The organism is Streptomyces viridochromogenes DSM 40736 (genome assembly GCF_000158955.1).
Lineage (GTDB): Bacteria > Actinomycetota > Actinomycetes > Streptomycetales > Streptomycetaceae > Streptomyces > Streptomyces venetus.
In genome coordinates this window covers 316,534-340,311 of sequence record NZ_GG657757.1, presented here as the reverse complement: position 1 = coordinate 340,311, position 23,778 = coordinate 316,534, and the positions used below count along the sequence as shown (strand labels likewise).

General features: G+C 72.2%; 22 protein-coding genes and 1 pseudogene. 9 read left to right on the top strand and 14 right to left on the bottom strand.

Translation table 11 applies throughout. The features are described 5' to 3' along the window. Window positions 1-98: 98 nt before the first annotated feature. Complete coding sequence (locus SSQG_RS01595; protein WP_003987902.1) at window positions 99-776, bottom strand: AIM24 family protein; 678 nt, start codon at window positions 774-776, stop codon at window positions 99-101. A gap of 333 nt (window positions 777-1,109) precedes the next feature. Here SSQG_RS01595 and SSQG_RS01590 point away from each other — a divergent pair. Continuing rightward, window positions 1,110-2,307, top strand: a pseudogene (locus SSQG_RS01590) (SGNH/GDSL hydrolase family protein). A 24-nt stretch (window positions 2,308-2,331) separates the two neighbouring features. Here the strand turns inward: SSQG_RS01590 and SSQG_RS01585 are convergent. From SSQG_RS01585 to SSQG_RS01570, 4 genes are read right to left on the bottom strand one after another with little or no spacing between them, the layout of a single operon-like run. Further along, window positions 2,332-5,250: a helix-turn-helix transcriptional regulator gene (locus SSQG_RS01585; RefSeq protein WP_244299009.1), complete on the bottom strand. Its 2,919-nt coding sequence runs from the start codon at window positions 5,248-5,250 to the stop codon at window positions 2,332-2,334. A gap of 43 nt (window positions 5,251-5,293) precedes the next feature. After that, window positions 5,294-5,647, bottom strand: coding sequence for a UBP-type zinc finger domain-containing protein (locus SSQG_RS01580; RefSeq protein WP_003987898.1), 354 nt, complete (start codon window positions 5,645-5,647; stop codon window positions 5,294-5,296). Beyond that, window positions 5,644-7,089 carry an ATP-binding protein gene (locus SSQG_RS01575; RefSeq protein WP_003987897.1) on the bottom strand — a complete coding sequence of 482 codons (1,446 nt, stop codon included), beginning with the start codon at window positions 7,087-7,089 and terminating at the stop codon, window positions 5,644-5,646. The genes SSQG_RS01580 and SSQG_RS01575 overlap by 4 nt, the downstream gene beginning before the upstream one ends. Beyond that, window positions 7,086-8,762, bottom strand: a complete 1,677-nt coding sequence (locus SSQG_RS01570; RefSeq protein ID WP_003987896.1) for an FAD-dependent oxidoreductase — start codon at window positions 8,760-8,762, stop codon at window positions 7,086-7,088. Before SSQG_RS01570 ends, SSQG_RS01575 begins: the two co-directional genes overlap by 4 nt. A 204-nt stretch (window positions 8,763-8,966) precedes the next feature. Here SSQG_RS01570 and SSQG_RS01565 point away from each other — a divergent pair, with 204 nt between their 5' ends. Beyond that, window positions 8,967-9,848: a universal stress protein gene (locus tag SSQG_RS01565; protein WP_039931752.1), complete on the top strand. Its 882-nt coding sequence runs from the start codon at window positions 8,967-8,969 to the stop codon at window positions 9,846-9,848. A 13-nt stretch (window positions 9,849-9,861) separates the two neighbouring features. On the opposite strand, the gene SSQG_RS01560 is transcribed toward SSQG_RS01565, so the two are convergent. The 3 genes from SSQG_RS01560 to SSQG_RS01550 form a co-directional block, all read right to left on the bottom strand. After that, window positions 9,862-11,094 (bottom strand): DUF4032 domain-containing protein, encoded by a 1,233-nt coding sequence (locus SSQG_RS01560; RefSeq protein WP_003987894.1) that lies wholly within the window; start codon window positions 11,092-11,094, stop codon window positions 9,862-9,864. 41 nt (window positions 11,095-11,135) lie between these two features. Next, a complete protein-coding gene (locus SSQG_RS01555; RefSeq protein ID WP_003987893.1) occupies window positions 11,136-11,882 on the bottom strand; it encodes an MBL fold metallo-hydrolase in 747 nt (248 codons plus the stop codon). A 115-nt stretch (window positions 11,883-11,997) separates the two neighbouring features. Beyond that, window positions 11,998-12,621: an alpha-ketoglutarate-dependent dioxygenase AlkB gene (locus SSQG_RS01550; protein ID WP_003987892.1), complete on the bottom strand. Its 624-nt coding sequence runs from the start codon at window positions 12,619-12,621 to the stop codon at window positions 11,998-12,000. A 113-nt stretch (window positions 12,622-12,734) separates the two neighbouring features. On the opposite strand from SSQG_RS01550, the gene SSQG_RS01545 reads away from it, so the two are divergent. Together SSQG_RS01545 and SSQG_RS01540 are read left to right on the top strand one after the other, a co-directional pair. Continuing rightward, the gene (locus SSQG_RS01545) at window positions 12,735-13,373 is read left to right on the top strand and encodes a TetR/AcrR family transcriptional regulator (RefSeq protein WP_039931751.1); all 639 of its coding nucleotides are present in this window, start codon (window positions 12,735-12,737) and stop codon (window positions 13,371-13,373) included. Between the two features lie 16 nt (window positions 13,374-13,389). Next, window positions 13,390-15,063, top strand: a complete 1,674-nt coding sequence (locus SSQG_RS01540; RefSeq protein ID WP_003987890.1) for an FAD-binding dehydrogenase — start codon at window positions 13,390-13,392, stop codon at window positions 15,061-15,063. Between the two features lie 22 nt (window positions 15,064-15,085). On the opposite strand, the gene SSQG_RS01535 is transcribed toward SSQG_RS01540, so the two are convergent. The 3 genes from SSQG_RS01535 to SSQG_RS01525 all read right to left on the bottom strand — a co-directional run bounded on the left by SSQG_RS01535 (window position 15,086) and on the right by SSQG_RS01525 (window position 17,159). Then, entirely contained in the window at window positions 15,086-15,436 is a 351-nt protein-coding gene (locus SSQG_RS01535) for a DUF488 domain-containing protein (protein ID WP_003987889.1), read from the bottom strand. Window positions 15,437-15,586: 150 nt separating this feature from the next. Further along, on the bottom strand, window positions 15,587-15,838 hold the full coding sequence (locus SSQG_RS01530; RefSeq protein ID WP_003987888.1) for a WhiB family transcriptional regulator: 252 nt from the start codon (window positions 15,836-15,838) through the stop codon (window positions 15,587-15,589). A 103-nt stretch (window positions 15,839-15,941) separates the two neighbouring features. Next, window positions 15,942-17,159: a saccharopine dehydrogenase family protein gene (locus SSQG_RS01525; protein WP_003987887.1), complete on the bottom strand. Its 1,218-nt coding sequence runs from the start codon at window positions 17,157-17,159 to the stop codon at window positions 15,942-15,944. Window positions 17,160-17,269: 110 nt separating this feature from the next. Here SSQG_RS01525 and SSQG_RS01520 point away from each other — a divergent pair, with 110 nt between their 5' ends. Next, window positions 17,270-17,977 (top strand): TetR/AcrR family transcriptional regulator, encoded by a 708-nt coding sequence (locus tag SSQG_RS01520; protein WP_039931750.1) that lies wholly within the window; start codon window positions 17,270-17,272, stop codon window positions 17,975-17,977. Between the two features lie 4 nt (window positions 17,978-17,981). On the opposite strand, the gene SSQG_RS01515 is transcribed toward SSQG_RS01520, so the two are convergent. After that, window positions 17,982-18,878 carry a LysR family transcriptional regulator ArgP gene (locus SSQG_RS01515; protein WP_039931749.1) on the bottom strand — a complete coding sequence of 299 codons (897 nt, stop codon included), beginning with the start codon at window positions 18,876-18,878 and terminating at the stop codon, window positions 17,982-17,984. Window positions 18,879-18,958: 80 nt separating this feature from the next. Between SSQG_RS01515 and SSQG_RS01510 the strand changes: the two genes are divergently transcribed. Further along, on the top strand, window positions 18,959-19,576 hold the full coding sequence (locus tag SSQG_RS01510) for a LysE/ArgO family amino acid transporter (RefSeq protein ID WP_003987883.1): 618 nt from the start codon (window positions 18,959-18,961) through the stop codon (window positions 19,574-19,576). A gap of 84 nt (window positions 19,577-19,660) precedes the next feature. After that, window positions 19,661-20,953 (top strand): MFS transporter, encoded by a 1,293-nt coding sequence (locus tag SSQG_RS01505; RefSeq protein WP_003987882.1) that lies wholly within the window; start codon window positions 19,661-19,663, stop codon window positions 20,951-20,953. A 4-nt stretch (window positions 20,954-20,957) separates the two neighbouring features. On the opposite strand, the gene SSQG_RS01500 is transcribed toward SSQG_RS01505, so the two are convergent. After that, the gene (locus SSQG_RS01500) at window positions 20,958-21,413 is read right to left on the bottom strand and encodes a cyclic nucleotide-binding domain-containing protein (protein ID WP_003987881.1); all 456 of its coding nucleotides are present in this window, start codon (window positions 21,411-21,413) and stop codon (window positions 20,958-20,960) included. A gap of 361 nt (window positions 21,414-21,774) precedes the next feature. Beyond that, window positions 21,775-21,996, bottom strand: coding sequence for a hypothetical protein (locus tag SSQG_RS01495; RefSeq protein WP_039934613.1), 222 nt, complete (start codon window positions 21,994-21,996; stop codon window positions 21,775-21,777). A 279-nt stretch (window positions 21,997-22,275) separates the two neighbouring features. On the opposite strand from SSQG_RS01495, the gene SSQG_RS01490 reads away from it, so the two are divergent. Beyond that, window positions 22,276-22,710, top strand: a complete 435-nt coding sequence (locus SSQG_RS01490; RefSeq protein ID WP_003987879.1) for an ATP-binding protein — start codon at window positions 22,276-22,278, stop codon at window positions 22,708-22,710. 202 nt (window positions 22,711-22,912) lie between these two features. After that, on the top strand, window positions 22,913-23,776 hold the full coding sequence (locus SSQG_RS01485; protein WP_003987878.1) for a SigB/SigF/SigG family RNA polymerase sigma factor: 864 nt from the start codon (window positions 22,913-22,915) through the stop codon (window positions 23,774-23,776). Window positions 23,777-23,778: the final 2 nt, after the last annotated feature.

The window sequence follows — 23,778 nt, the reverse complement described above, 5'->3', positions numbered from 1 at the left end:
CCTGCCCCGGCCACAAGGGCCAGGGCATCACCTGTTGTCGATCAAGACGACGACGGGTCGAACGGGGTTGCCTGTGAGGCGCAGATCACCTCGCGGGGTCAGTGCTGACCGGCCTTCTGCGGTGTCGCCTCGCTCGGCCGTACGACGACGTATCCCTCGCCCTGGAGCATGAGTTGCACGGCCTCGCCGGAGCCGCCGCGCAGCATCGACCCGATGGACTGGGAGCGGTGCAGGGAGGTCTGGAGGCCCGTGGTCCAGCCGACGATCGCGTCGGTGTCCACGTACACCGGGTACTGCGGGGAGACGGGGATCACGAGCGGATTGCCCTCGCAGACGAGGCCCAGCTTGCCGTGCCCGGAGAAGACGCTGTTGAACAGGCCGCCGCCGGTCATGCCGGCGCCCTTCACGGTCGCGATGCGGTACGACAACGTGGCGTCGAAACACAGGACGTTGCGGCCGTTGACCGTGAACTCGTCGCCGGGTTCGACGTCGACGACGAAGCAGTTCTGCGCCTCGTGGGCGAACCAGGCCTCGCCCTGCCCCCGCACCGCCATCAGCGGCAGACCCTCCCCGGTGACCGCGCGCTTGAGCATGCCGCCCACGCCCTGGCCCTTGCGCTCGAACTGGAGCTTGCCGCGGTAGGCGATCATCGCGCCCTGCCGGGCCATCATCTCGCCGTGGACCGTGTACCGGACGCACTTGGCGTTCTCGACCGTCATGCCCGGTGCGACGGCCGGCCGCACCATGTGCTCGCTGGAAAAGAGGTCACCCTTCATGCGGGCATCCTCGCCCGGAGCCTTCCCCTCCGCCAAGATCGCGCCGGCTGGAACCCGCGCCGGCGGCACCGCCGGGCCGGCTCGAACCCGCACTGGCGGCACCGCCGCTCGCCGGGGCCACCCTGCACGGCCTCGGAGGCCACACCGCTACCGTGTGGTACGCCGGGAGGGCACGGCGGATCCGACGCGCTCCCGGCGGCTCCGCGACCCTGCGGGATCCCGCCTGCTGACCACTCCCGCCCCTGCACACCGGCCGAAGGAGCGCCCACGTTGCCCCGCACCGCACGCCCCCGCCGCCGCACCGCCCTGACCGCCCTCTCCACCTGCCTCGTGATGGGCTGCGCGTCCGGCGAGATCCCCGGGGGAGAGGAGCCGCCCCCTTCTCCCGGAGCCTCGGCGCCGTCCGGGGACGGCGTGGTCACCTGGTCCTCCTCCGCCGACCGCATCGGCGCGGCGGTCGACGGCCGCGGCTACCGGCTGGTCGTCCGCACCAGCGTCGGCGGCACCGGTCTGCGGGTGCGGCTGTCCAACGCGTTCGGCGACCAGCCGGTGACGTTCCGGAACGTGCACGCGGGTCTCCAACGCGAGGGAGCCGCGCTCGTGCCCGGCAGCAACCGGCGGCTGACCTTCGGCGGCGCCCGCTCCGTCACCGTCCCCGCCGGCGGCATCGTCTACAGCGACCCGCTGCCCGTCCGCGTCCCCGCCGCGAGCGCCCTCGTCGTCAGCCTGTTCGTGCCGCGGGCGGGAGGAGTGCTCACCGGACACTGGATGGCGATGCAGACGTCCTACACCACCGACGGCGACCACACCGCCCAGGAGAGCGCGGCGAACTGGACGCAGCGGATCGGCTCCTGGTTCTACCTCGACGCCGTCACCGTGCGGCCCCGGCCCGCCGCGGGCGCCGTGGTCGCACTGGGCGACTCCATCACCGACGGCTGGCACTCCACGACCGACCTCGACCGCCGCTGGCCCGACCAACTCGCCCGCAGGCTGCGCGCGTCCTCCACGTCGGCCGTCAAGGGGGTGGCCAACGCGGGGATCGCCGGCAACCGGGTCCTGACCGACGGACCGGGGCAGAGCGCCCTGAACCGTCTCTCGCGGGACGTGCTCTCGCTGCCCGGCGTGCGCACGGTGTTCCTCTTCCAGGGAGTCAACGACATCAAGGCCGAGCCCGGTGCGACCGCCGAGGGGATGATCGTCGGATACCGCACGCTGACCGAGCGGGCCCACGCGGCCGGGAAATGCGTCGTCGCCGCCACGATCGCCCCCTACAAGGGCTGGGGGGAATGGGACCCCGCAGGGGAGGCCGTACGGCGGCGGGTGAACGAGTTCATCCGCACCAGCGGCACGTTCGACGCGGTCACACGACTTCGACCGAGTCCTGCGCAACCCCCACGACGCCGACCGGATCCGTCCGGCCTTCGACGGCGGCGACCATCTCCACCCCAACGACAAGGGGATGCGGGCGATGGCCGACGCCGTCGATCTGGAGAGCCTCGACTGCGAAGGAGGGCCGCGCGGTCAGGGATAGACGACCACAAGAATCTGCGGGAGCTCAGCCGGACGTCGACGGCTCCGGAGCGATCAGACCCTCCCGGTAGGCGACCGCCACCGCCTCACCACGGCTCGAAGCGCCCAGCTTGGCGAGGATGTTGGAGACGTGAACGCTCGCCGTCTTGCCGCTGATGAACAGCTCCTCGCCGATCCTCCGGTTGCTGCGGCCGAGCGCGAGCAGCCGCAGCACCTCCTGCTCACGTGCGGTGAGCACACCGGCACGGTCGCCGGAGCCCGGGGTGTCCGCCAGGCGGCCGCGCCGGACCAGGGCGTCGACCTGCTCCCGCAGAGGCAGGGCGCCGAGATCGTCCGCCGTCTCCCGGACGGCCCGGGCCTCCGCCACCGCTTCCTCGCGACGCCCGGCCGCGACCAGAGCCTCGGCATAGCGCAACCGGCAACGCGCCCGCTCGTAGACGTCTCCGTAGCCGAAAGCCGTCACCACCTGCGCCCATGCCGCCGCGTCCGGCCCCGACACGGCCCGGATCCACTCGGCCTCCGCGCGGGCCAGCCATGCCTGTCCCTCGGGTCCCTGGGGAGTGCCGTTCGCGCCGTGGGCGGCGGTGGCCCGCGCCAGTTCCACCAGTTCGGTCGCGACGTCCGTCCAGCGGCGGGCCCCGGCCTCGTCACCGGCCGACCGCAGACCGGCCGTCGCGTCGGCCACCGCGGACAACGCCAGGGTCGCGAGCCGGACCGTGACGTCCGGGCGGGTGCCCGCCTCGTCCGTCAGGGTCGTGACCGTGGACCGCATCCACCGCACCGCGTCCTCGGGATCGCGGCGCAGCCCCGCGGCCTCGGTGAGCACGATGCCCGCGACCAGGGTGGCCATCCAGTCGAAGGGCCCCTCCAGCAGGGAACGAGCCCGGTCGGCGGCTGTGAGATCGCCGCGGGCCAGCGCCACGTACAGCGCGGGACCGACCGTGTGGCCGCCGGCCGCCGGCAGCACCTCGGCATCGGCCGCCGCCGCGCGCACGCACTCGTCCCAGCGGCCGAGGACATGCAGCACCACCAGCCGCAGATACCGCATCTCCAGCGGGTACGACGAGGACAGCAGCCCCGCGCGCCGGGCCCGGTCCAGGCCCTCGGTCAGCCAGGGCACACACTCCGCCAGGGCACCGGACTCGTAACAGCCCATGGCCAGGTTGAACAGGGCACGCAGCTCCACGGGCGCGTTGCCCGAACTCCGGGCCAGTTCCCGGGCCTTGAGCAGCCGCTCCCGGCCCTCCGGGCCGCGGCGCCCGCCGATGTCGCTGACGGCCAGCGAGATCAGCAGGTCCGCCTGGGCGTCGGTCACCCGCAGCCGCTCCGCCACCCTCAGGGCCCGGCGGGCGACCCGCAGCGCGGTCTCGTTCTCCCCGACGTGGCGTGCGGCCATGACATGGGTGGCCGCCGCCCACACCCAGGTACGCGACGGAGGATCCTCGGGGATCATCCCCAGGGCCTCGCTGCTGTAGGCGAACGCCGCCGTCAGGCTGTCCACGTTCAGCAGGTTCCCGGCGAGGGTGTAGCGGACCCGGGCAGCCAGCTCGGGGCCGGCGTCCTGGCCGAGTTCGGCCAGCGCGGACCGGCTGAGGGAGACGGCGCGGTGCAGCTCCCCGGCGTGCGCGGCGGCCGCCGAGGCACGCAGCGTCAGCGTCACCCGGTCGACGCCACCGCCCGAGGGCCTGGCTGCGGGATCCACCGCCGGCCACAGATCGAGCGCCGCTTCCAGATGCCGCTGCTCCTCGGCGGGCGCACCGACGCGCTGCGCGTGTTCGGCGGCCTCCAGTGAGGCGGCCAGCGCCTCGGCGAGGTCGTGGCTCTCCCGGTAGTGGTGGGCGCGCTCGGCGGCGCGCTCGGCGGTCCGGCCGTGCCCGGTGAGCAGCCGGGCGAACGCGCCGTGCAGTCGGGCCCGCTCCCCGGGGAGCAGATCGGCGTAGACGGCCTCACGGGCGAGGGCGTGCCGGAAGGAGTACGTGTCGTCGTCCCCGGCCACGAGGAGCTGCCTCCCCATCGCCTCGCGCAGCGCCGACTCCAGCTCTTCCTCGGGTAGCCCGACCGCCTCCCGCAGCACCTCGTGCTCCACCCGGCGTCCGGCCACGGAAGCGGTCCGCAGCACCTGCTGCGCGATGTCGGAGAGCTGCTCGAAGCGGATCAGCAGCACGTCGGCGAGCCCGCCGGGCACTCCGCCGGACTCCGTGTCGGTGGCCGCGAGCAGTTCCTCCGCGTAGAAGGCGTTCCCCTCGGCGCGCTCCACGATCCGCCGGACCGTGGCGTCCGGCAGCGGCCGGTGCTCCAGGGCACGCACCAGCCGCGCCACGTCGGAATCGCCCAGCGGACGCAGCTCCAGCCGCTCCACGGCGGGCAGTCGTACCAACTCGGCCAGCAGCGGCCGCAGCGGATGCCGGCGGTGCAGGTCGTCGGCCCGGTACGAGGCGAGAACCGCCAGCCGGTGCCGGAGGACACCCCGGCCGAGCAGGAACCGCAGCAGGTCTCGCGACGACTGGTCGGCCCAGTGCAGATCCTCCAGCACGAGCAGCAACGGGGCGACCTCCGCCGCGGCGGCCAGCAGCCCCGCCACCCCCTCGAACAGCCGCAACCGCCCGTCCACGTCCCGCACGGCATCGGTCCCGGCCCCCAGCAGCCGCTCGACGACGGGATGAGCGGCGAGAGCGGCGGCGAACCGCTCATCGGCGGCGAGCACGCGGAGCACTTCGGTGAACGGCAGATAGGGCAGCCCGACGTCCCCGAGGTCGACGCAGTGCCCGGTGACGACGGTCGTCCCGTCGGCCTCGGCCCGCGCGGAGATCTCGTTCAGGACCCGGGTCTTGCCCACGCCGGCGTCCCCGGCGACCAGCACGGCCCGGGCTTCGCCCCCGCGCGCACGCTCCAGCACACCGGAGAGCCGGTCGAGCTCGGCATCCCGCCCGACTACGGGCGTCACCGATGAAGCCTGAGGCAACACATCCAACTCCCCCTGCGAGCTCCTAGGCCCGCAACACCTTCGCCCAGTCCACCGGCACCCGCCCCGCCGGCCCCGGCGTCGGCTGGTCCGCGGGATGACTCACGGGCGGAGCCAACTCCGGCCCCGACTCGTACAACTCGTTCGTCCCGTAGTCCCAGTACCAGCTCTCACCCGGTTCGAAGCTCTGCACCAGAGGGTGCCCGGTCTCCCGGAAGTGCCCCGTCGCGTGCTTCGCGGGCGAACTGTCGCAGCACCCCACGTGCCCGCACCGCGCACACCGCCGCAGATGGAACCACCATCCCCCGGCGGCGTCGCACTCGGCACACCCGCTCCCGCTCGGCGGAACACTCGGGTCGATCGCGTTGTCGTCACTCATGAAGGCTCCTCCTCGACCGCGCTCAGCGGCAGCAGCACCTGGAACCGTGTGTCCCCCGGCTCCGACTCCACCTGAATCGTCCCGTGATGCTTGTTCACCACGATCCGCCAGGAGATGTCGAGCCCGAGCCCGGTCCCCTCACCCACCGGCTTCGTCGTGAAGAACGGATCGAAGATCCGCCCCCGGTCCTCCGGCGGAATACCGACTCCCGTGTCCCGGAACTCCACCAGCAGCCGGTCGTGATCGCGAGCGGTCCGCACGGTCAACGTCCCTTCGCCCCCGGCGCTGTGGATGGCCGCGACCGCGTTGTCGATCAGGTTCGTCCAGACCTGGTTGAGCTCCGCCGGGTACGCCGGGATCCTCGGCAGCGTCCGGTCGTACTCCTTGACGACCTTGATCTCCTTGCCGATCTTGGCCGACAGCATCAGCAGGGTGCTGTCGAGGAGTTCGTGGACGTCGGCGTTCTGGAAGGGCGCGCGGTCGAGCTGGGAGTACTGCTTGGCGGCGTCGACGAGATGCGAGATGCGGGTGGTCGAGTCGTTGATCTCGTCCATCAGCAGCTCGGTCTCGACGGTGTAGTTGAGCCATCCGATCGCGCTCGTCAGCATCTCCTCGTCCACCGCGGCAGCGACCTGGTCCAGCCAGTCCACGTCGAGACCGGCCTGGACGAAGGTGGGCGCGATCCGCCAGCCCTCCGGGATCCCGTGGTCGTCGAGCCAGTCGGTGACCGTGTCCTCCCGGTCGGAGGCCTCCAGCGGACTCAGCGTGGGGGCCTTGGCGACGCGCTCGGCGGTCCGCTCCTGGATGTCGATGAGGTTGGACATGACCTCGGGGGAGTACGACCCCTGGGCGATGATCGCCAGCTTGTGGCGCATCTTGCCCACCCGCTCCCGCAGGGTCGCGGTCGCCCGTACGGCCGCGGCGGCGGGGTTGTTGAGCTCGTGCGTGAGCCCGGCGGACAACGAACCCAGCGCCAGCAGCCGTTCACGCTGCCCGATGGCCCGCTGGGTGCTCTTGGAACCGAAGAAGAGCCCCTCCAGCAGATGCACCGCCATCGGGAACCACTCCTGCATGATCTCCGCGAAGGTGTCGGCGGGCAGCACGAAGAACCGCGTCGGTTCGGTGACGCGCATGGAGTTGTTGTAGACCTGCCGCACCCGGTCGCCCAGGTACGCCTGCATCGACCCGGCGTACACCCCGCGCTGCGAGGTCCGGGTCACCTCCACGTCGTCCCCGCCGACCCGGCGGTACAGCACGACGGTGCCCTCGAGCATGACGTAGAAGCAGGTGGCGGGCTCGCCCTCGGTGTACACGGGGCCGGGCTCGCACCGCTCCACGCGTCCGGCGGCGCACAGCCTGCCGAGCTGTTCCGGGGTGAGCTTCTCGAACAGGAACAGCGCCCCGATCTCCTCGGGGTCGCACGGGGGCGACTGCCCGCTCACGACTGCTCCAGATACCGGTGGACGAGCATCACGGCCATGGCTCCCTCTCCGACGGCGGACGCGACCCGCTTGGCGGACTCGGAGCGGGCGTCGCCCGCCACGAACACACCGGGCACGTTGGTCTCCAGGTGGTACGGCGGCCGGTCCAGCTCCCAGCCCTGCGGTGGGCGGCCGTCGGCGGTCAGGTCGGGCCCGGCGAGGATGAACCCGCGCTCGTCCCGCCGCACCGTGCCGTCCAGCCAGCCGGTCAGCGGGGCCGCGCCGATGAACACGAACACCCACTGCGCGTCCACCCGTTCGGTCGTGCCGCTGTCCACGTCCCGCAGGGTCAGGTGTTCCAGGTGACCGTCGCCGTGCGCCTCCTCGACGACCGTGCGGCAGCGCACCCGGATGTTGGGGGACTCCTCGATCTGCTGGACCAGGTAGTGAGACATCGACGCCGACAGCGACGCGCCACGCACCAGCAGGGTGACCGACTTGGCGCCCCGGGACAGGTACATCGCCGCCTGCCCGGCGGAGTTGGCGCCGCCCACGATGTACACGTCCTGCCCCTGGCAGGAGGGCGCCTCCGTCAGGGCCGACCCGTAGAACACCCCGCAGCCGGTCAGGTCCTCGCAGCCGGGCGCCGCGAGCTGCCGGTAGGACACGCCGGTCGCCAGGATCACGCTGTGCGCGGCGACCGCCGAGCCGTCCGAGAACCGTACGATCCGGGCGGCGCCGTTGACCTCCAGCGCGGTCACCTCGCGCGCGGTGAGGATCTCGGCGCCGAACTTCGCCGCCTGCCGCCGCGCCCGGTCGGTGAGCTGCGCGCCCGACACACCGTCAGGGAAGCCGAGGTAGTTCTCGATGCGGGAGCTCTGGCCCGCCTGACCGCCCGTCGCCGACCGCTCCACCAGCACGGTCCGCAGCCCCTCGGAGGCGCCGTAGACCGCCGCACCGAGCCCGGCCGGGCCGCCGCCGATCACGACCAGGTCGTAGAAGTCGGCCGTCGGAGTCGTGGCCAGACCGACCCGGGCCGCGAGGTCGACGGCCTCCGGCTCGACCAGTGGCGTCCCGTCCGGGGTGACCACCACCGGCAGCCGCATCCCGTCCTCACCGGCCGCGGCCAGCAGGCGCCGGCCCTCCGGTTCGTCGGAGGAGTACCAGCGGTACGGCACCTGGTTGCGGGCCAGGAACTCCCGTATGTCCGAGGAGCGTGAGGACCAGCGGTGCCCGACGACCTTCGTGCTGGGCACCGACCGGTAGTCGCTGGACCGCCACGCCTGCAGCAGGTCGTCCAGGACCGGGTACAGCTTCTCCTCGGGCGGGTCCCACGGCTTGAGGAGGTAGTGGTCGAGGTCCACGACGTTGATCGCGTCGATCGCCGCGTTCGTGTCCGCGTACGCGGTCAGCAGCACCCGCCGCGCGCCCGGGTACACGTCCAGAGCCTGTTCGAGGAACTCGATGCCGTTCATCTGCGGCATCCGGTAGTCGGCCAGGATCACCGCCACGAGATCGCCGCGCAGCTTCAGCTCCCGCAGCGCGTCGAGGGCCGACGCGCCGGACTCGGCGCGCACGATCCGGTACGACGCGCCGTAGCGCCGCCTCAGGTCCCGGGCCACGGCCCGGGAGACACCCGGGTCGTCGTCCACGGTCATGATGACGGTCCGCGCCGTATCGGCGGCCTGTGCCATACGTCCCCCACACCGGGCGGTCGATTCACGACACGGAGTCCCGGGGCACCGCGCCGACCTCCGCCCATCGTATGTTCGATCGCCGCGCCGCGCCGCGCTCCGATACGGAGATCGGCTCCGGCGGGGACCCGGCCGGTGGGACGCGTCGCCCCGGTAGTGAAGACTGGGCGGCACGCAGGGACCTTTTCTCAGGGAGGCAGCCGAATGACACGCCCGATCACCGCAGGGGTCGACGGATCGCAGGAGAGCCTCGCCGCCCTGGCCTGGGCCGCGCGGGAGGCGGTACGGCGCGATCTGCCGTTGCGCGTGGTGCACGCCTGGCGCTTCCAGCCGCAGGAGGTGCTCGAAGCGGGGATCGAGGGGGACGCGGACAGCCACGCCGAGTGGGTGCACAGCGCGGTGGCCGAGGCGGTCCGGGCCGTCGCCGAGCAGCACCCGGACCTCGATGTGACCACCGACGTCCTGGAGGGCGCCGTCGTCGACACCCTCGTCACGGCCGCCGCCGACGCCGAGTCGCTGGTGCTCGGCTCGCGCGGCCACGGACCGATCGTCGGGTTCCTGCTCGGCTCCGTCGGCCAGCAGGTCATCGCCGAGGCCGGCCGGCCCGTGGTGCTCGTCCGGGCCGGTGACCAGCCCTCGGCCGAGGCCGCCGGACGCGAGATCGTCGTGGGCCAGCAGGGCGACCCGGAGGACAGCGCCGACGCACTGCGGTTCGCCTTCGAGACGGCCGCGGCGCGCGGCGCGACCGTCCGGGTCGTACGCGCCTGGACGCTGCCGCCGGTCTTCGCCTACAGCCCGGGCTCGCTGAAGCTCGCCGACGAGGCCGGGGGACTGGAGCCGTACGAGAAGAAGGCACTGACCGCCGCGGTCCGGCCGTGGCGGGAACGCCACCCCGACGTGCCGGTGGAGGAGCACGTGGAGATGGGCAGCGCGGGCCAGGTGCTGCTGTCGGTGGCGGGGACGGCCCAGCTGATGGTCGTCGGGCGCCGGGCGCACCGCACGGCCGTCGGCGCCCGGATCGGCTCGGTGGCGCACGGGGTGCTGCACCACGCGGACTGCCCGGTGGCCGTGGTGCCGCACATGTGACGCCGGCTGTTCCTCAGTCCGCCGTCGGCTGCAGCGTCTTGCGGGCCTTGGGGAGGATGTTGGTGATGTAGTCCTCGACGACCGCCTCGATGCCGATGTCCTGCTGGGCCCGCTCGGACATGTACCAGCGGTGTTCGAGCAGTTGGTGGTAGATCTCGGCCGGGTCCATGGCGCCGCGCAGCTCCGGCGGCACGGCCCGCACGGTCGGCCGGAACACCTCCCGCACCCAGCGGTGGGCCAGCACCTCGGGACGCGCGCCCAGGGGATCGCCCGGGGCGTAGTCGTCCTGGGTGGCCATCCAGCTCTCCAGGTCGTTCAGCAGCCGCCGGGCCTGGTTCTCCTCCGTGTCGAGGCCGGTCAGTCGCAGCAGCTGCCGCTGGTGGTGGCCCGCGTCGACGACCTTGGGCACAAAACTGACCGTGTCACCGTTCGAGGCGTGCTCGATCTGCATCTCGGCGACGTCGAAGCCGAGGTCGTTGAGGCGGCGGATGCGACGTTCGATGTAGTGGTACTTGCCGGCCGGATACACGGAGGTGCGGGTCAGTTCGTCCCACAGGCTGCGGTAGCGCGCGCAGATCTCCATGCCGAACTCGATCGGGTCCACCGACGGGTGCAGCGCCCCGGACGCCTCCAGGTCCAGCAGCTCCCCGCTGATGTTGACCCGGGCGAGATCCAGGTCGTACTCGCGCTGCCCGTCGCTGAGCCGCGGATGCAGATCACCGGTCTCGGCGTCCACCAGGTACGCCGCGTAGGCGCCGGCGTCACGCCGGAAGAGGGTGTTGGACAGCGAGCAGTCGCCCCACGCGAACCCGGCCAGGTGCAGCCGCACCAGGAGCACGGCGAGCGCGTCCATCAGCCGGTGCATGGTGGCCGGCCGCATGGTCGTCTCGAACATCGAGCGGTACGGCATGGAACCGCCGAGGTGCCGGGTCACCAGAACGCTCTCCAGCGGGGCGCCGCTCGCGTCGAGGCGGCCCGTGACCACGGCCAGCGGGTCCACCGCCGGGATGCCGATCCGGTCGAGGTCCCGCAGCAGCTGGTACTCGCGCAGCGCGGGCCGCTCGGCCAGTTCCTTGACGGCGATCACCTCGTCACCGGCCCGTGCGTAGCGCACCACGTGCCGGGAGATGCCGCGCGGCAGCGGCACGAGGTACTCCTCCGGCCACTCCTCCAGGGGCAGGTGCCAAGGCAGCTCCAGCAAGAGCGCGGGATGCTCCGGGTTGGTCGCGCTGATCTGCAGTGCCATGAGCCGGGTGTCCTTGTCTAGCCGCCGATCGTCACATCAGATTAGAGGGCGCGTTCCCGGGCCCGGTGCGCGGCGTCCCTCACCGGACCGCGGTGGACCGGCCCGTGCCCCGGCAGCAGCAGTTCGCCGTCCAGCTCCGCCAGGACGTCCAGGGAGGCCACGGCCCGCGGGCGTTCGTGGTGGAACATGTCCGGCAGCAGCTGCGGCCCCTCGATCCGCGCGGTCGGATGTCCGCTGACCAGAGCGTCGCCGGAGATCAGCACACCGGTGCCCGGCACGTGGTAGGCGCAGTGCCCGTCGGTGTGGCCGGGCGTGTGCACCGGCACGGGCCGCCCCGGCAGGTCCAGGGCGCCGGCCGCCGGAAACGGCTCGGGGGTCGTGACCGGGTTGTGCATCGTGCCGCCGGAGCGCAGGGCGTGCACGACCCACGGCAGCACGCCGGGGCGCCAGCCGTTCCTCAGCACCGTGCCGACGGACACCTGGTGCAGGAAGTCCCGCCGCGCGTGCGGCACTTCTGCCTCGTGCAGGTAGACGGGCGTGCCGTACGTGGCACGCAGGTACTCGGCCGAGCCCACATGGTCGTTGTGCGCGTGCGTGATCAGTACGGCCGCGACCGCCTCCGGGGAGCTTCCCACCTCCGCGAGCGAGGCGAGGACCTGTTCCCGGTCGCCGGGGTACCCGGTGTCGACCAGCGTGACGGCGTCCCCCTCGGTGAGGATGACCCAGTTCGTGTTGGAGCCGTGCACCAGATAGGTGCCGTCCGCGACGTGGTGTACGTCTGCCCGCATGTTCGCCCGCCTCGTGTGGTCCCGGCCCGACGGGAAAAGGAAAGCAGAAACCCCCAGCAGGCGGAATCGCCGGGTCCGCCTCAACGGTCCGGCGCGGCGGGGTCGTTCGGCCTGCTCACTGCACGCCGTGCGGGCGGAACTGGATGCTGATGCGCGGGCCCGTGGCGCGCGCGCTCTTGGGAACGGAGTGCTCCCAGGTGCGCTGGCAGGAGCCGCCCATCACGACGAGGTCGCCGTGGCCGAGCGGACGGCGCACGGTGTCACGGCCGCCCCGCATCGGGCGCAGCAGCAGGTCCCGGGGCGCTCCCACGGACAGGATCGCGACCATCGTGTCCTCGCGCGCTCCGCGCCCTATGCGGTCGCCGTGCCAGGCCACACTGTCCCGGCCGTCGCGGTAGTAGCACAGTCCGGCCGTGGCGAAGGGCTCGCCCAGTTCCTCACCGTAGTGGGCGCTCAGCGCGTTCCGCGCCTCGGTCAGCACCGGGTGCGGCAAGGGGTCCTCGGCGGCGTAGAACGCGAGCAACCGGGGCACGTCGACGACGTTGTCGTACATCTTGCGCCGCTCGGCCCGCCACGGCACCTCCGAGACCAGCTGTTCGAACAGCGCGTCGGAGCCGCTGAGCCACCCGGGCAGGACATCGAGCCAGGCGCCGAAGCCGAGGTGGGTACGGCCGATCCCGTCGAGGGGACCGAGGCGCAGCTCGTCGGTCTGGTCGAAGAGAGAGCCCTGGAGGTGCATGCCGCCAGAGTACCTCTGAATCGAAAATCTGTTCCATAGAAAAAGGGGCATGGGTTCGGCCTTTCGATACACCGATGTATCGAATACAGTTCTGTATCGAAAGGGGGCCGAGCATGGCCGTCGAGGGAACCACCGGGCGCGTGACCAGGCGCCGTGTCCAGACCCGCGCCAATCTCCTCCGCGCGGCGTTCTCCGTGTTCGCCGCCAAGGGCTTCGGGCACGTCTCGATCGAGGAGGTCTGCGAGGCCGCCGGCTACAGCAGGGGCGCCTTCTACTCCAACTTCTCCAGCCTCGACGAGCTGTTCTTCGCCCTCTACCGCGAGCGGGCCGACGTGATCGCCGAACAGGTCTCCGGCGCCCTCGCCCTCGACGGTCCCGATCTCGACGTGCCCGCCGCCGTCGACCGGGTCACCGAGGTGCTGCTCCTCGACCGGGACTGGCTCCTGGTGAAGACGGACTTCCTCGTGCACGCCGCCCGCGACCCGGAGGTGGCCCGAAGCCTGCTGGAACACCGCGCGCGGCTGCGGCAGGCCGTCGCCGACCGGCTCGCCCGGGCCCGTGGCCACACCGCGCTGCCCGCCGTGCTGGGCGACACGGACGGCGCCGCCCACGCCGTGGTCGCGGCCTACGACGGCGTCACCACGCAACTGCTGCTGGACCGGGACGTGGAACACGCCCGCACCTGGCTGAAGCAACTGCTCACGGCCCTGCTGACCGATGGCAGCGGCACCCCCGACCACACGCGGAACTGACGAAGGGAACGGTCGCATGGACGCCGACGTCATCGTCGTCGGAGCGGGCCTCGCCGGCCTGGTCGCGGCACACGAACTCACCAGCAGGGGCAGGAGGGTCGCCCTCGTCGACCAGGAGAACGCCGCCAACCTCGGCGGTCAGGCCTTCTGGTCCTTCGGCGGGCTGTTCCTCGTCGACTCCCCGCAGCAGCGGCGCCTCGGCATCAAGGACTCCTTCGACCTGGCCTGGAGCGACTGGCGGGGCAGCGCCGGCTTCGACCGGCTCGACGACGAGGACTCCTGGGCCGTGCGCTGGGCACGTGCCTACGTCGAGTTCGCCGCGGGGGAGAAGCGGTCCTGGCTGGACCGGCACGGCATCACGTTCCTGCCCACCGTCGGCTGGGCCGAGCGCGGCGACCTCACGGCGCACGGGCACGGCAACACCGTGCCCCGCTTCCACATCGCCTGGGGCACCGGCACCGGCGTCGTCGAACCGTTCGTCCGGTACGCCAGGCAGGCCGCCCGCGACGGTCTGCTCACCTTCCACCACCGTCACCGTGTCGACGCGCTCGTCGTCGAGGACGGCACCGCCACGGGCGTGCGCGGCACGGTCCTCGCCGAGGACACCTCACCCCGCGGCGTCGCCTCCAACCGCGACGCCGTCGGCGAGTTCGAACTCACCGCCCAGGCAGTGATCGTGACCAGCGGCGGCATCGGCGCCGACCACGACATCGTCCGCCGCCACTGGCCCGAGCGCCTCGGCACCCCGCCGCGGGAGATGGTCACCGGCGTCCCCGCCTACGTCGACGGGAGGATGCTCGACATCAGCGCCGAGGCGGGCGTCCGGCTGGTCAACCGCGACCGCATGTGGCACTACACCGAGGGCCTGCGGAACTGGGACCCCATCTGGCCCGGCCACGGCATCCGCATCCTGCCCGGACCGTCCTCGATGTGGTTCGACGCCCTCGGCCGCCGTCTGCCCGGCCCGTACCTGCCCGGCTACGACACCCTCGGCACCCTGAAGCACCTGCGCACCACCGAGGACATCGCCGGGTACGACCACTCCTGGTTCGTCCTCACTCAGAAGATCATCGAGAAGGAGTTCGCCCTCTCCGGCTCTGAGCAGAACCCCGACATCACCGCCAAGGACCGCGCCGGGTTCCTCAAGGAACGCATCCTCGGCAAGGGCGCGCCCGGACCGGTCGACGCGTTCCTGCGCAAGGGCGCCGACTTCGTGACCGCGAACAGTGTGGAGCAGCTCGTCGCGAAGATGAACGAGCTCACCGACAAGCCGCTCCTCGACGCGGCCGGGATCAAGCGCCAGATCGAGGCGCGCGACCTGCAGTTGACCAACCCCTACGCCAAGGACGCCCAGGTGCAGGGCATCCGCAACGCCCGCCGCTACGTCGGCGACCGGCTCGGCCGGGTCGCGACCCCGCACCGCATCCTCGATCCGGCGGCCGGCCCCCTCATCGGCGTCAAGCTGCACATCCTCACCCGCAAGACCCTCGGCGGCATCCAGACCGACCTCGACTCCCGCGCGCTGGGCACCGACGGCAGGCCGGTGGAGGGGCTGTACGCGGCCGGTGAGGTGGCCGGTTTCGGCGGCGGCGGTGTCCACGGCTACAACGCGCTGGAGGGCACCTTCCTCGGCGGCTGCCTCTTCTCGGGCCGGGCGGCGGGCCGCGCGGCGGCGACGCAGACGGCCTGAGGACCGCAGGGGGGAGCCGGGCTCAGTCCTCCAAGAGGCGGGCCAGCACCGTGGCGTGGCTCCGCTCGGGCGTCTTCGACGCGGTCAGCAGCGTGACATCTCCCTTGCGGACCAGGTCACGGACATGGTCGAGGAGCTCGGCGGCCTCGTCGGCGGCGAGCTCCGCCTCGTAGCGCTCGGCGAACTCCTCGTACGAGCCCTCGTCCGCGTGGTACCAGCGGCGCAGCTCCGTCGACGGGGTGAGCGCCTTCGGCCACTCGTCCACCCGCGCCGCGTCCTTCGCCAGTCCGCGTGGCCACAGCCGGTCGACCAGCACCCGCACGCCGTCGTCCGGCTCGGGCGGTTCGTAGACGCGGCGCACACGAACGCTCATGGTCGGCCCCTTCGGCGACGGACGGGTGTGCCGCGAGCCTAACTCCGCTCCCACGGTGCAGCGCGCCGAGGCGAAGGCCGAGGTCTTTTGGCACGAGAACCCCTGGGGGCCGCCGCGTCGCGGCTGAACCCCCAGGGGTGATGGCGGACGTCAGCCGGAGCGGCGACGGGCGGCCGCGCGCCGCTTCAGCGCACGCCGTTCCGTCTCGCTGGTCCCGCCCCACACGCCGATGGACTGTCCTGTGTCCATCGCCCACTCCAGGCACCGATCCTGCACGGGGCAGCCGCGGCACACCGTCTTGGCCTGCTCCGTCTGCAGCAGGGCCGGCCCGGTGGTGCCGATCGGGAAGAAGAGTTCGGGGTCCTCGTGCCGGCAGGCAGCGTGGTCTCGCCAGTTGTCCATCGAAGTCACCTGCATCACAGTAGAAACGTGCCTGTTCGGATGCTTACTCCTTTTCGGGTCACCTGTCGATGCTTGGTGAAACAGCGTCTCGCCGGACTACCGTTCACATCTCGCGCATGCCCCAGGGCGAGCCGTAGGCCGTCAGCAGCTCCAGGAACGGGCGGGCCGGGAACGCCTCCGGGCCGAGCACGCCCGCGCCGGACCAGGCGCCGGTGGCGAGGAGTTCGAGCGCGACGACAGGGTTGACGGCCGTCTGCCACACCACCGCCTGGGAGCCGTACTCCGCCATCGACCACTGGTTGTCAACCACGTGGTAGAGGTACACCTCGCGTGGTTTCCCGTCCTTGACGCCCCGCACCCAGGTGCCCGCGCACGTCTTGCCGTGCATCCGCTCGCCCAGGGTCGCGGGGTCGGGCAGGCAGGCCGCGACCACGTCCCGGGGCGAGACCGCCACCGGACCGTCCGGCCCCGGCACGGTCTCCGGCTCGGTGCGGTCCAGGCCCAGCAGGTGCAGCGTCTTCAGCGTCTCGACGAACTCCCGTCCCAGCCCGTACTTGAAGGTGACCCGGCGCGCGTCGACCCAGCGCGGGACGAGCAGCACCTCCTCGTGCTCCACGTTCACACACTCGACCGGGCCGATGCCCTCGGGGAAGTCGAAGACCTCGGGCTCGCTGAAGGGTTCGGTGGTGAACCAGCCCCGGTCCCTCTCGTAGACGACCGGAGGGTTGAGACATTCCTCGATGGTGGTCCAGATGCTGAACGACGGCGCGAAGTCGTATCCGTCGACGGTCAGGTTCGCGCCGTCGCGGACGCCGATCTCCTCGATCTCGTCGAAGAGTTCGTCGGCGGCGTGGCGCGCGAACACGTCCGACAGGCCCGGCTCCACCCCCATGCCGACGAGGGCCAGCACGCCCTCCTTCTCCCAGTCGGCCGCCTGCTCGAACTGTTCGTCGCCGAGCTTGACCCCGCACTGCGCGTACGGTCGCTCGGCGTGCGGGCGGGACAGCGACATCGCCATGTCGAGGTAGCCGGCGCCCGCGGCGCGTGCCGCGCGGAACAGGGGCATCACGAAACGCGGGTCCGTGGCGTTGAGGAGAACGTCGCAGCGGTGCCGCGCGAGCAGCCGGGCCACGGCCTCCTCGTCGCTCGCGTCCACCCGCTCGGCGGTGAACCGGGCGTCGCCGCCCAGCGCGGCGACCGCGGCCCCGGACCGGGCCGGGTCGTAGTCGGCCACCACCATCGCCTCGAAGAACGGCCGTCGGGCGGCGATCCGGGTGATCGCGCCGCCCACACCACCGGCACCCACGAGCAGTACACGCATGACGGAAACTCCCTTTTTGCGAAGAACGTGACACGTCCTTGGAGAGATCCAACGCCGCCGTGTGTCTTAAGGTCAATGGTGTTGGCATAAGGGGGAGGAGGGAGCTTGTCGTGCCCAAGCCCGTGGTGCCCGAGGAGAAGCGCCGCCGGCGCAGGCCCACCAAGAGCGGCACCGTGCTGTCCGAGGAGCTGATCGTCGAGACCGCGTTGCGCATGCTGCGCGAGCACGGCAGCGCGGGGCTGTCCGCCCGCAGGCTCGGCCTGGCCCTGGACGCCGACCCGAGCACGCTCTACCGGTACTTCCGCGGCATGGACGACCTGACGCTCGCCATCGGCGACGCGCTGATCGGCCAGGCGCTCGACGGCTGGGCGCCGACGGGGGAGTGGCGGGCCGACCTGCGGGCCGTCGGGCTGCGCATCCACGCCGCGTACGTGGCGCACCCGCAGGCGGCGGTGCTCACCGCGAGCCGGGTCTCGGGACGGGCCAACGAACTCGCCGCCGACGAGGCCGTCCTGGACATCCTGCGCAGGGCGGGCTTCCCGCTGCCGGAGGCGGTGCGCGTCTACCACGCCTTCATCGACACCACCCTGGGCATCGCCGCCCTCGACGCGGCGTCGCTGGCCCTGCCGAGCGTCTCGCTCCATGCCGACGAGGAGATGTGGCGTTCGACGTACGCCCGCCTGCCCGCCGCCACCCACCCCCGCATCGCCGAGGCGGCACCGCTGCTCGCCACCCGCATGGTCACCAGCGCCTATCCGACGGCCCTGGACATGCTGCTGGACAGCGCGGCGGCCCGGCTGGACGGATCGCGGGAGTAGTGCCTCACGCCCGCAGCGCCTGCGCGGCGGTCGCCGTCACCGTCTCCGCCACCTGCGCCAGCGCCGGCGAGTCGAGCTTCCACTGCTGCCAGTACAGCGGCACGTCGACCGTCCTGCCCGGGGCGAGCCCGACGAGCCGGCCGGTGCGCAGCAGCGGTTCAGCCTGGGCCTCGGGCACCAGGCCCCAGCCCAGCCCGGCGGCGACGGCCTCCACGAACCCCTCCGAGGTCGGCACGTAGTGCCGCAACGCGCTCGCCCCGCCACGCCCGCGGGTCAGCCGGCGGACGAAGCCGTCCTGGAAGTCGTCCCGGCGGTCGAACGCCACCACGGGCACGTCGAGGAGCACCCGCTCCAGAGGGCCGTCGAGGTGGCGGGCGGCGAAGTCCGGCGCGGCCACGGGGATGTAGCGCATCCGCCCGAGGGACCGCACGGAGCAGCCCGGCACGGGATCGGGCGACGAGGTCACCGCGGCCATCACCACGCCCTCGCGCAGCAGCGCCGCCGTGTGGTCCTCGTCCTCGCGGCGCAGTTCGAAGCAGAGCCGCAGGTCCTCCGGTACGCGCGTGAGCACCGGGAGGAACCAGGTGGCCAGCGAGTCCGCGTTCACCGCCACCGACACCCGGGTCGGCTCCCCGGTCCCGCTCAGCCCGAGTTCCGCGTGGGCGTCCTGCTCCAGGCGCGCCACCTGACGGGCCAGCCGCACCAGCACCTCGCCCGACTCGGTCGGCCGTACCGGCTTGGTCCTCAGCAGCAGCACCCGTCCCGTGCGCTGCTCCAGCGCCTTGACGCGCTGGCTGATCGCCGACGGTGTCACATGCAGGGCGGCCGCCGCCGCGTCGAACGTCCCCTCGTCCACGACCGCGAGCAGGGTCCGCACCTGGTCCAGAGGGAGGTCCGTCATCACCGTGCCATCACGCCGGCTAATGATACGTAAGAATCATTAGCTGTACCTGAAGACTGTCCGTCCGTAGCGTCGGGGTCATGACCAGCACCTTCACCGCCGCCGCCGCGGGTTTCGGCACCGGCCTGTCCCTCATCGTCGCCATCGGCGCCCAGAACGCCTTCGTCCTGCGCCAGGGGATCCGCCGTGACGCCGTCCTCGCCGTCGTCGGCATCTGCGCCCTGTCCGACGCCGCGCTCATCGCGCTCGGGGTCGGCGGGGTCGGAGCGGTGGTGGTGGCGTGGCCAGGCGCGCTGACGGCGGTCGGCTGGATCGGCGGCGCGTTCCTGCTGTGCTACGGCGCCCTGGCCGCCCGCCGGGTGTTCCGGCCCGAGGGCGGCGGGCTCCGGGCGGAGGGGGAGGCGGCCGGGTCGCGCCGCAGTGCCGTGCTCACCTGTCTGGCGATGACATGGCTCAACCCGCACGTCTATCTCGACACCGTGTTCCTGCTGGGCTCCGTCGCCGCCGACCACGGCCCGCTGCGCTGGACGTTCGGTCTGGGCGCCGTGCTGGCCAGTCTGTGCTGGTTCACCGCCCTCGGCTTCGGCGCCCGGATGCTCGGCCGCTTCCTCGCCAAGCCGGCCGCCTGGCGCGTCATGGACGGCGTGCTCGCCGTCACGATGATCGTGCTCGGTGCCGCGCTCATCGCCGGAAGCTGACACCTCGGCTCCGAGCCCTCCGGCAGCCGGTGCGATAGTGAACCCCGGCCCGGACAGATGTAGGAACCATCCAGGAAGCGGCGAGTGGACACCAGCGAGAGCCTGACCGAAGAGCAGGACCCGGCGCCGCAGGCGCCCCGCAGACTCGGCTGGCGGCGCTGGGCCATGGACACCCGCCCGCTGCGCCGCCCGGCCTACCGCCGCCTGTGGATCTCGACCATCGTCACGGCCGTCGGCAGCCAGCTCACCGCCGTCGCGGTACCCAAGCAGATCTACGACATCACCGGGTCCTCGGCCTGGGTGGGCGCCGCGAGCCTCGCCGGGCTGGTGCCCCTGATCGTGTTCGCGCTGTGGGGCGGGGCGATCGCCGACAGCATGGACCGGCGCAAACTGCTGCTCATCACCAACAGCGGCATCGCCGTCACCTCGCTGCTGTTCTGGCTCCAGGCCTTCGCGGGCCTGGAGTCGGTGCCCGCGCTCATGCTGCTGCTCGCGATGCAGCAGGCCTTCTGGGGTCTCAACGCGCCGGCCCGCAGCGCCTCCATCGCCCGCCTGGTCCCCGAGAACGAACTGCCCGCGGCGGGCGCCCTGGGCTCGACCGTGATGCAGACCGGCCAGGTGGCCGGGCCCCTGCTCGCCGGCGCTCTCATCCCGGTGGTCGGCCTGCCCGAGCTGTACCTGATCGACGCCCTGGCCCTGTGCGTGACGGTGTGGGCGGTGTACCGGCTGCCGTCGCTGCCGCCGCTGTCCGCGACGGCGGCGGCGCGGCGTGCGGGAGTCCGGGAGATCGCCGCCGGCTTCCGCTACATCTCCGGGCACACCGTGCTGCTGCTGTCGTTTCTCGCCGACATCATCGCCATGGTCCTCGGCATGCCCCGGGCGCTGTTCCCGCAGCTCGCCGCCCAGACCTACGCGCCCTACGGCGAGGGGCTCGCGCTGGGGCTGCTGTTCGCGGCGATCCCCATCGGCGCGGTGCTCGGCGGACTGTTCTCCGGCACCTTCTCCAGGGCGCGGCGGCACGGCTGGATGGTCATCGGGGCGGTCGTCGTCTGGGGCGTGGCCATCGCGGGCTTCGGGCTGAGCCGGAACCTGTGGGTCGCCGTGGCGTTCCTGGCCGTGGCAGGGGTGGCCGACATGGTCTCGATGGTCTTCCGAGGGGCGATCCTGCTGTCCGCCGCCACCGACGAGATGCGCGGGCGCATGCAGGGCGTCTTCACCGTCGTCGTGGCGGGCGGCCCGCGCCTCGCCGACGTGCTGCACGGCACCGCGGGTTCAGCCTTCGGTCCCCGGACCGCCGTCGCCGGGGGCGGGCTGCTGGTCGTCGTCGTGATGCTGGCGCTGGCCGCGGCGGTCCCGGCGCTGCGCTACCGGGTCTGACGTCTCACAGGGCCCCTCTGCGGTGCAGGGTGTACTGCTCCATCAGCTTGCCCCGGGTCATCTCCAGCCGGTGCGCGAGCACCTCGGCGACCGACCGCACCAGCGTCACCCCGAGCTGGGGATCCTCCTCGCACAGCGCCAGCACGGCCCCGGCGTCGAACTCGTAGGCGCGTACCGGGCTGAACGCCACCGCGCCGAAGTCCCATCTGTGCGGGGGGAACAGCCAGGACCAACCGAGCAGGTCGCCCGCGCCGAGGCTCGCCACGGTCACCCGTTGCAGGGAGTTCACCTCCTGGTCCAGGGAGACGGCACCGGAGCGGATGACCCAGAAGCGGTCGGCCGTACCGCCCTCTTCGAAGATCCGGGCGTCCTCGCGGAAGGACACCTCCCGGGCGAGCGCCATCAGACGCTGCCGCTGGGGCGGAGGCAGGGCGTTCAGGAGTTTGATCGCTTTGGTCATCCGGAGCTCCTCGCCGTGCGGTCGACTTCCGGTGCGTTCCCTACGCCCATTTCAGCCGCTGGCGGGGCCCCGGGCACCTCGACGGACACAACTTTCTCGGAGCATGAAAAAGCCCTGGCTGGACGGGGGAGACCAGCCAGGGCCGTCAGAGGTGATGCACGGAGGACGAGGGGTCGACTCCGTCACCACGTATGAGTGAACCGTAAACCATTCACCGGGGCCCAGCGTACCCGAGACCGGGCCGCGTGACCCGTTTCACTTCAATCCGCGTCCTCGGCGAGGGCCCGGACCGTCCCCAGCTCCGGATCCGTGGGGTCCGTCAGGTGCACCCGGGCCCGTCACCGGGCCCCGGCTCACCAGGTCAGCCCTCGGCGGCGTGTTTGCCCGGAGTCAGGATCTCGTCCAGCACCCTGAGCACCGCCTCGTAGGACATCCGCCGCACGGTCGCGTCCCTGGCGCCCTGCGGGTCGGTCGCACCCAGTTCCTCGCTCCTCGTCCGCCACGCCCGCTCCTCGCGCACCGCACAGGCCCGCGCACGCTGGATGCGCCGCAGGAGTTCATCCGAATCCACCACATCGGTCATGCGGACCGCGTACCCCCGCAACGCCTGAGGATGGCACCGATTCGCATCCGTCCGGGGGCTTTCCGGCCTCGTCGAGGGGGCTTTTCGGGCGAACCGGAGGTTTGCAGGTGCGGGGAGAGGTGAGCCGAAGAGTGAGACCCGCGGCGCTCGCGCGATGCGCGCCTCGAACACCGCGGGCGGCAGCAGTCAGCGGGTCCGTGAGCCCGGGGTGTGCCCGTGCGGCGGCCACGGTACGCGGCCCGGACCCGGCTTCGTCCTCACCGACCAGGGAGCTGAAGGATGTGCGAGGAGCACATGATCGAATCCGTATTCGAGCCGCCCGGTGCCAGCCGGGTCCGGCCGTGCAAGCCGGCCGAGGCGCGCCGGGCCGTGGAGCGCGCGATCGCCGAACGCTGCCGGGCCACCCACACCCCGTGTGACGTGAACGCCCTGTCCGACGCGCTGCTGGTCGCCTCGGAACTGACGACCAACGCGATCCTGCACGGCGGCGGCGTCACCGACTTCCAGGTCGACATCGACGGCCCCGGCCTGCGCGTGTCGGTGAGCGACGGCAGTGACGAACTGCCCGTCACGGCACCGCGGACCGACCCGCACGGACGGCTGCGGCACGGCGGCCACGGCTGGCCCATCGTCTGCCGGCTCGCGCGTGACGTCCGGGTGTCGGACCTCCCCGCCGGCGGCAAGTGCATCACCGCCGTCGTGCCCCTCTCCTGAAGACCGTGTGCGAGTTCCCGAAAGATTGCACAGCAAAGCGGAGTTTGTTCCCCCGGGTGCAGGGCAGTCGCAGTCTCGTGCTTCGGACCGGAGGCGCGCCAGCGGGAGCGGTATGACTGCCCCGGGGGCCCTCCAGGCGATCCGGGCGGCGACCTTCCCGCGGTAAGTCCCTGAAATCCCTGTTGGTCAGGAGCGAATCCGCATGCTCATCGATACGCCCACGAACCGTCCCGGCACGCCCGAAACGGCGACCACCGCCACCCGGCGGCGGCACGACGACGCTCCGGACACCGCGACCCTCTTCGCCCGGATGGCGGAGCTGGAGGAAGGACCCGAGCGGGAAGCCGTCCGCGACGAACTCGTCGCCCTGTGGCTGCCCATGGCCCACCGCATCGCCGGCCGCTTCCGCGACCGGGGAGAGTCGATCGAGGACCTCCGGCAGGTGGCCGCCCTGGGCCTGGTCAAGGCCGTCGACCGCTTCGACCCGAGCCGGGGCGCCTTCGAGAGCTACGCCGTCCCCACCATCACCGGCGAGGTCAAGCGGCACTTCCGGGACCGCATGTGGGCCCTGCGGGTCCCCCGCCGTGTGCAGGAACTGCGCAACAAGGTGCGGGTGGCACGCCGTGAACTCACCCAGAACCCGGGCAGCCCCGAACCCTCCGTGCCGGCCCTCGCCGCGCACACGGGCCTCACCGAGGAAGAGGTCAACGCCGGGCTGGAGGCCCTGGACAGTTTCAGCACCCTGTCGCTGGACGCCGAGCTCTCGGCCGACGACGACGGTTACAGCCTCGCGGACACCCTCGGCGCGTCGGACACGTCCTACGACGTCGTGGTCGACCGCGAGTCCGCCAAGGAAGGCCTGCGCCGCCTGCCGGAACGCGAACGGGCCATCCTCTACATGCGGTTCTTCGAGGACATGACGCAGAGCCGCATCGCCGATCAGCTGGGCATCTCCCAGATGCACGTCTCCCGGCTCATCACCCGCAGCTGCGCCCGCGTGCGCGACGAGGTCCTGGGACAGCGCGGCGCCGGCCGGGGCCCCGACGGCACCTCCAAGACGGCCTGACC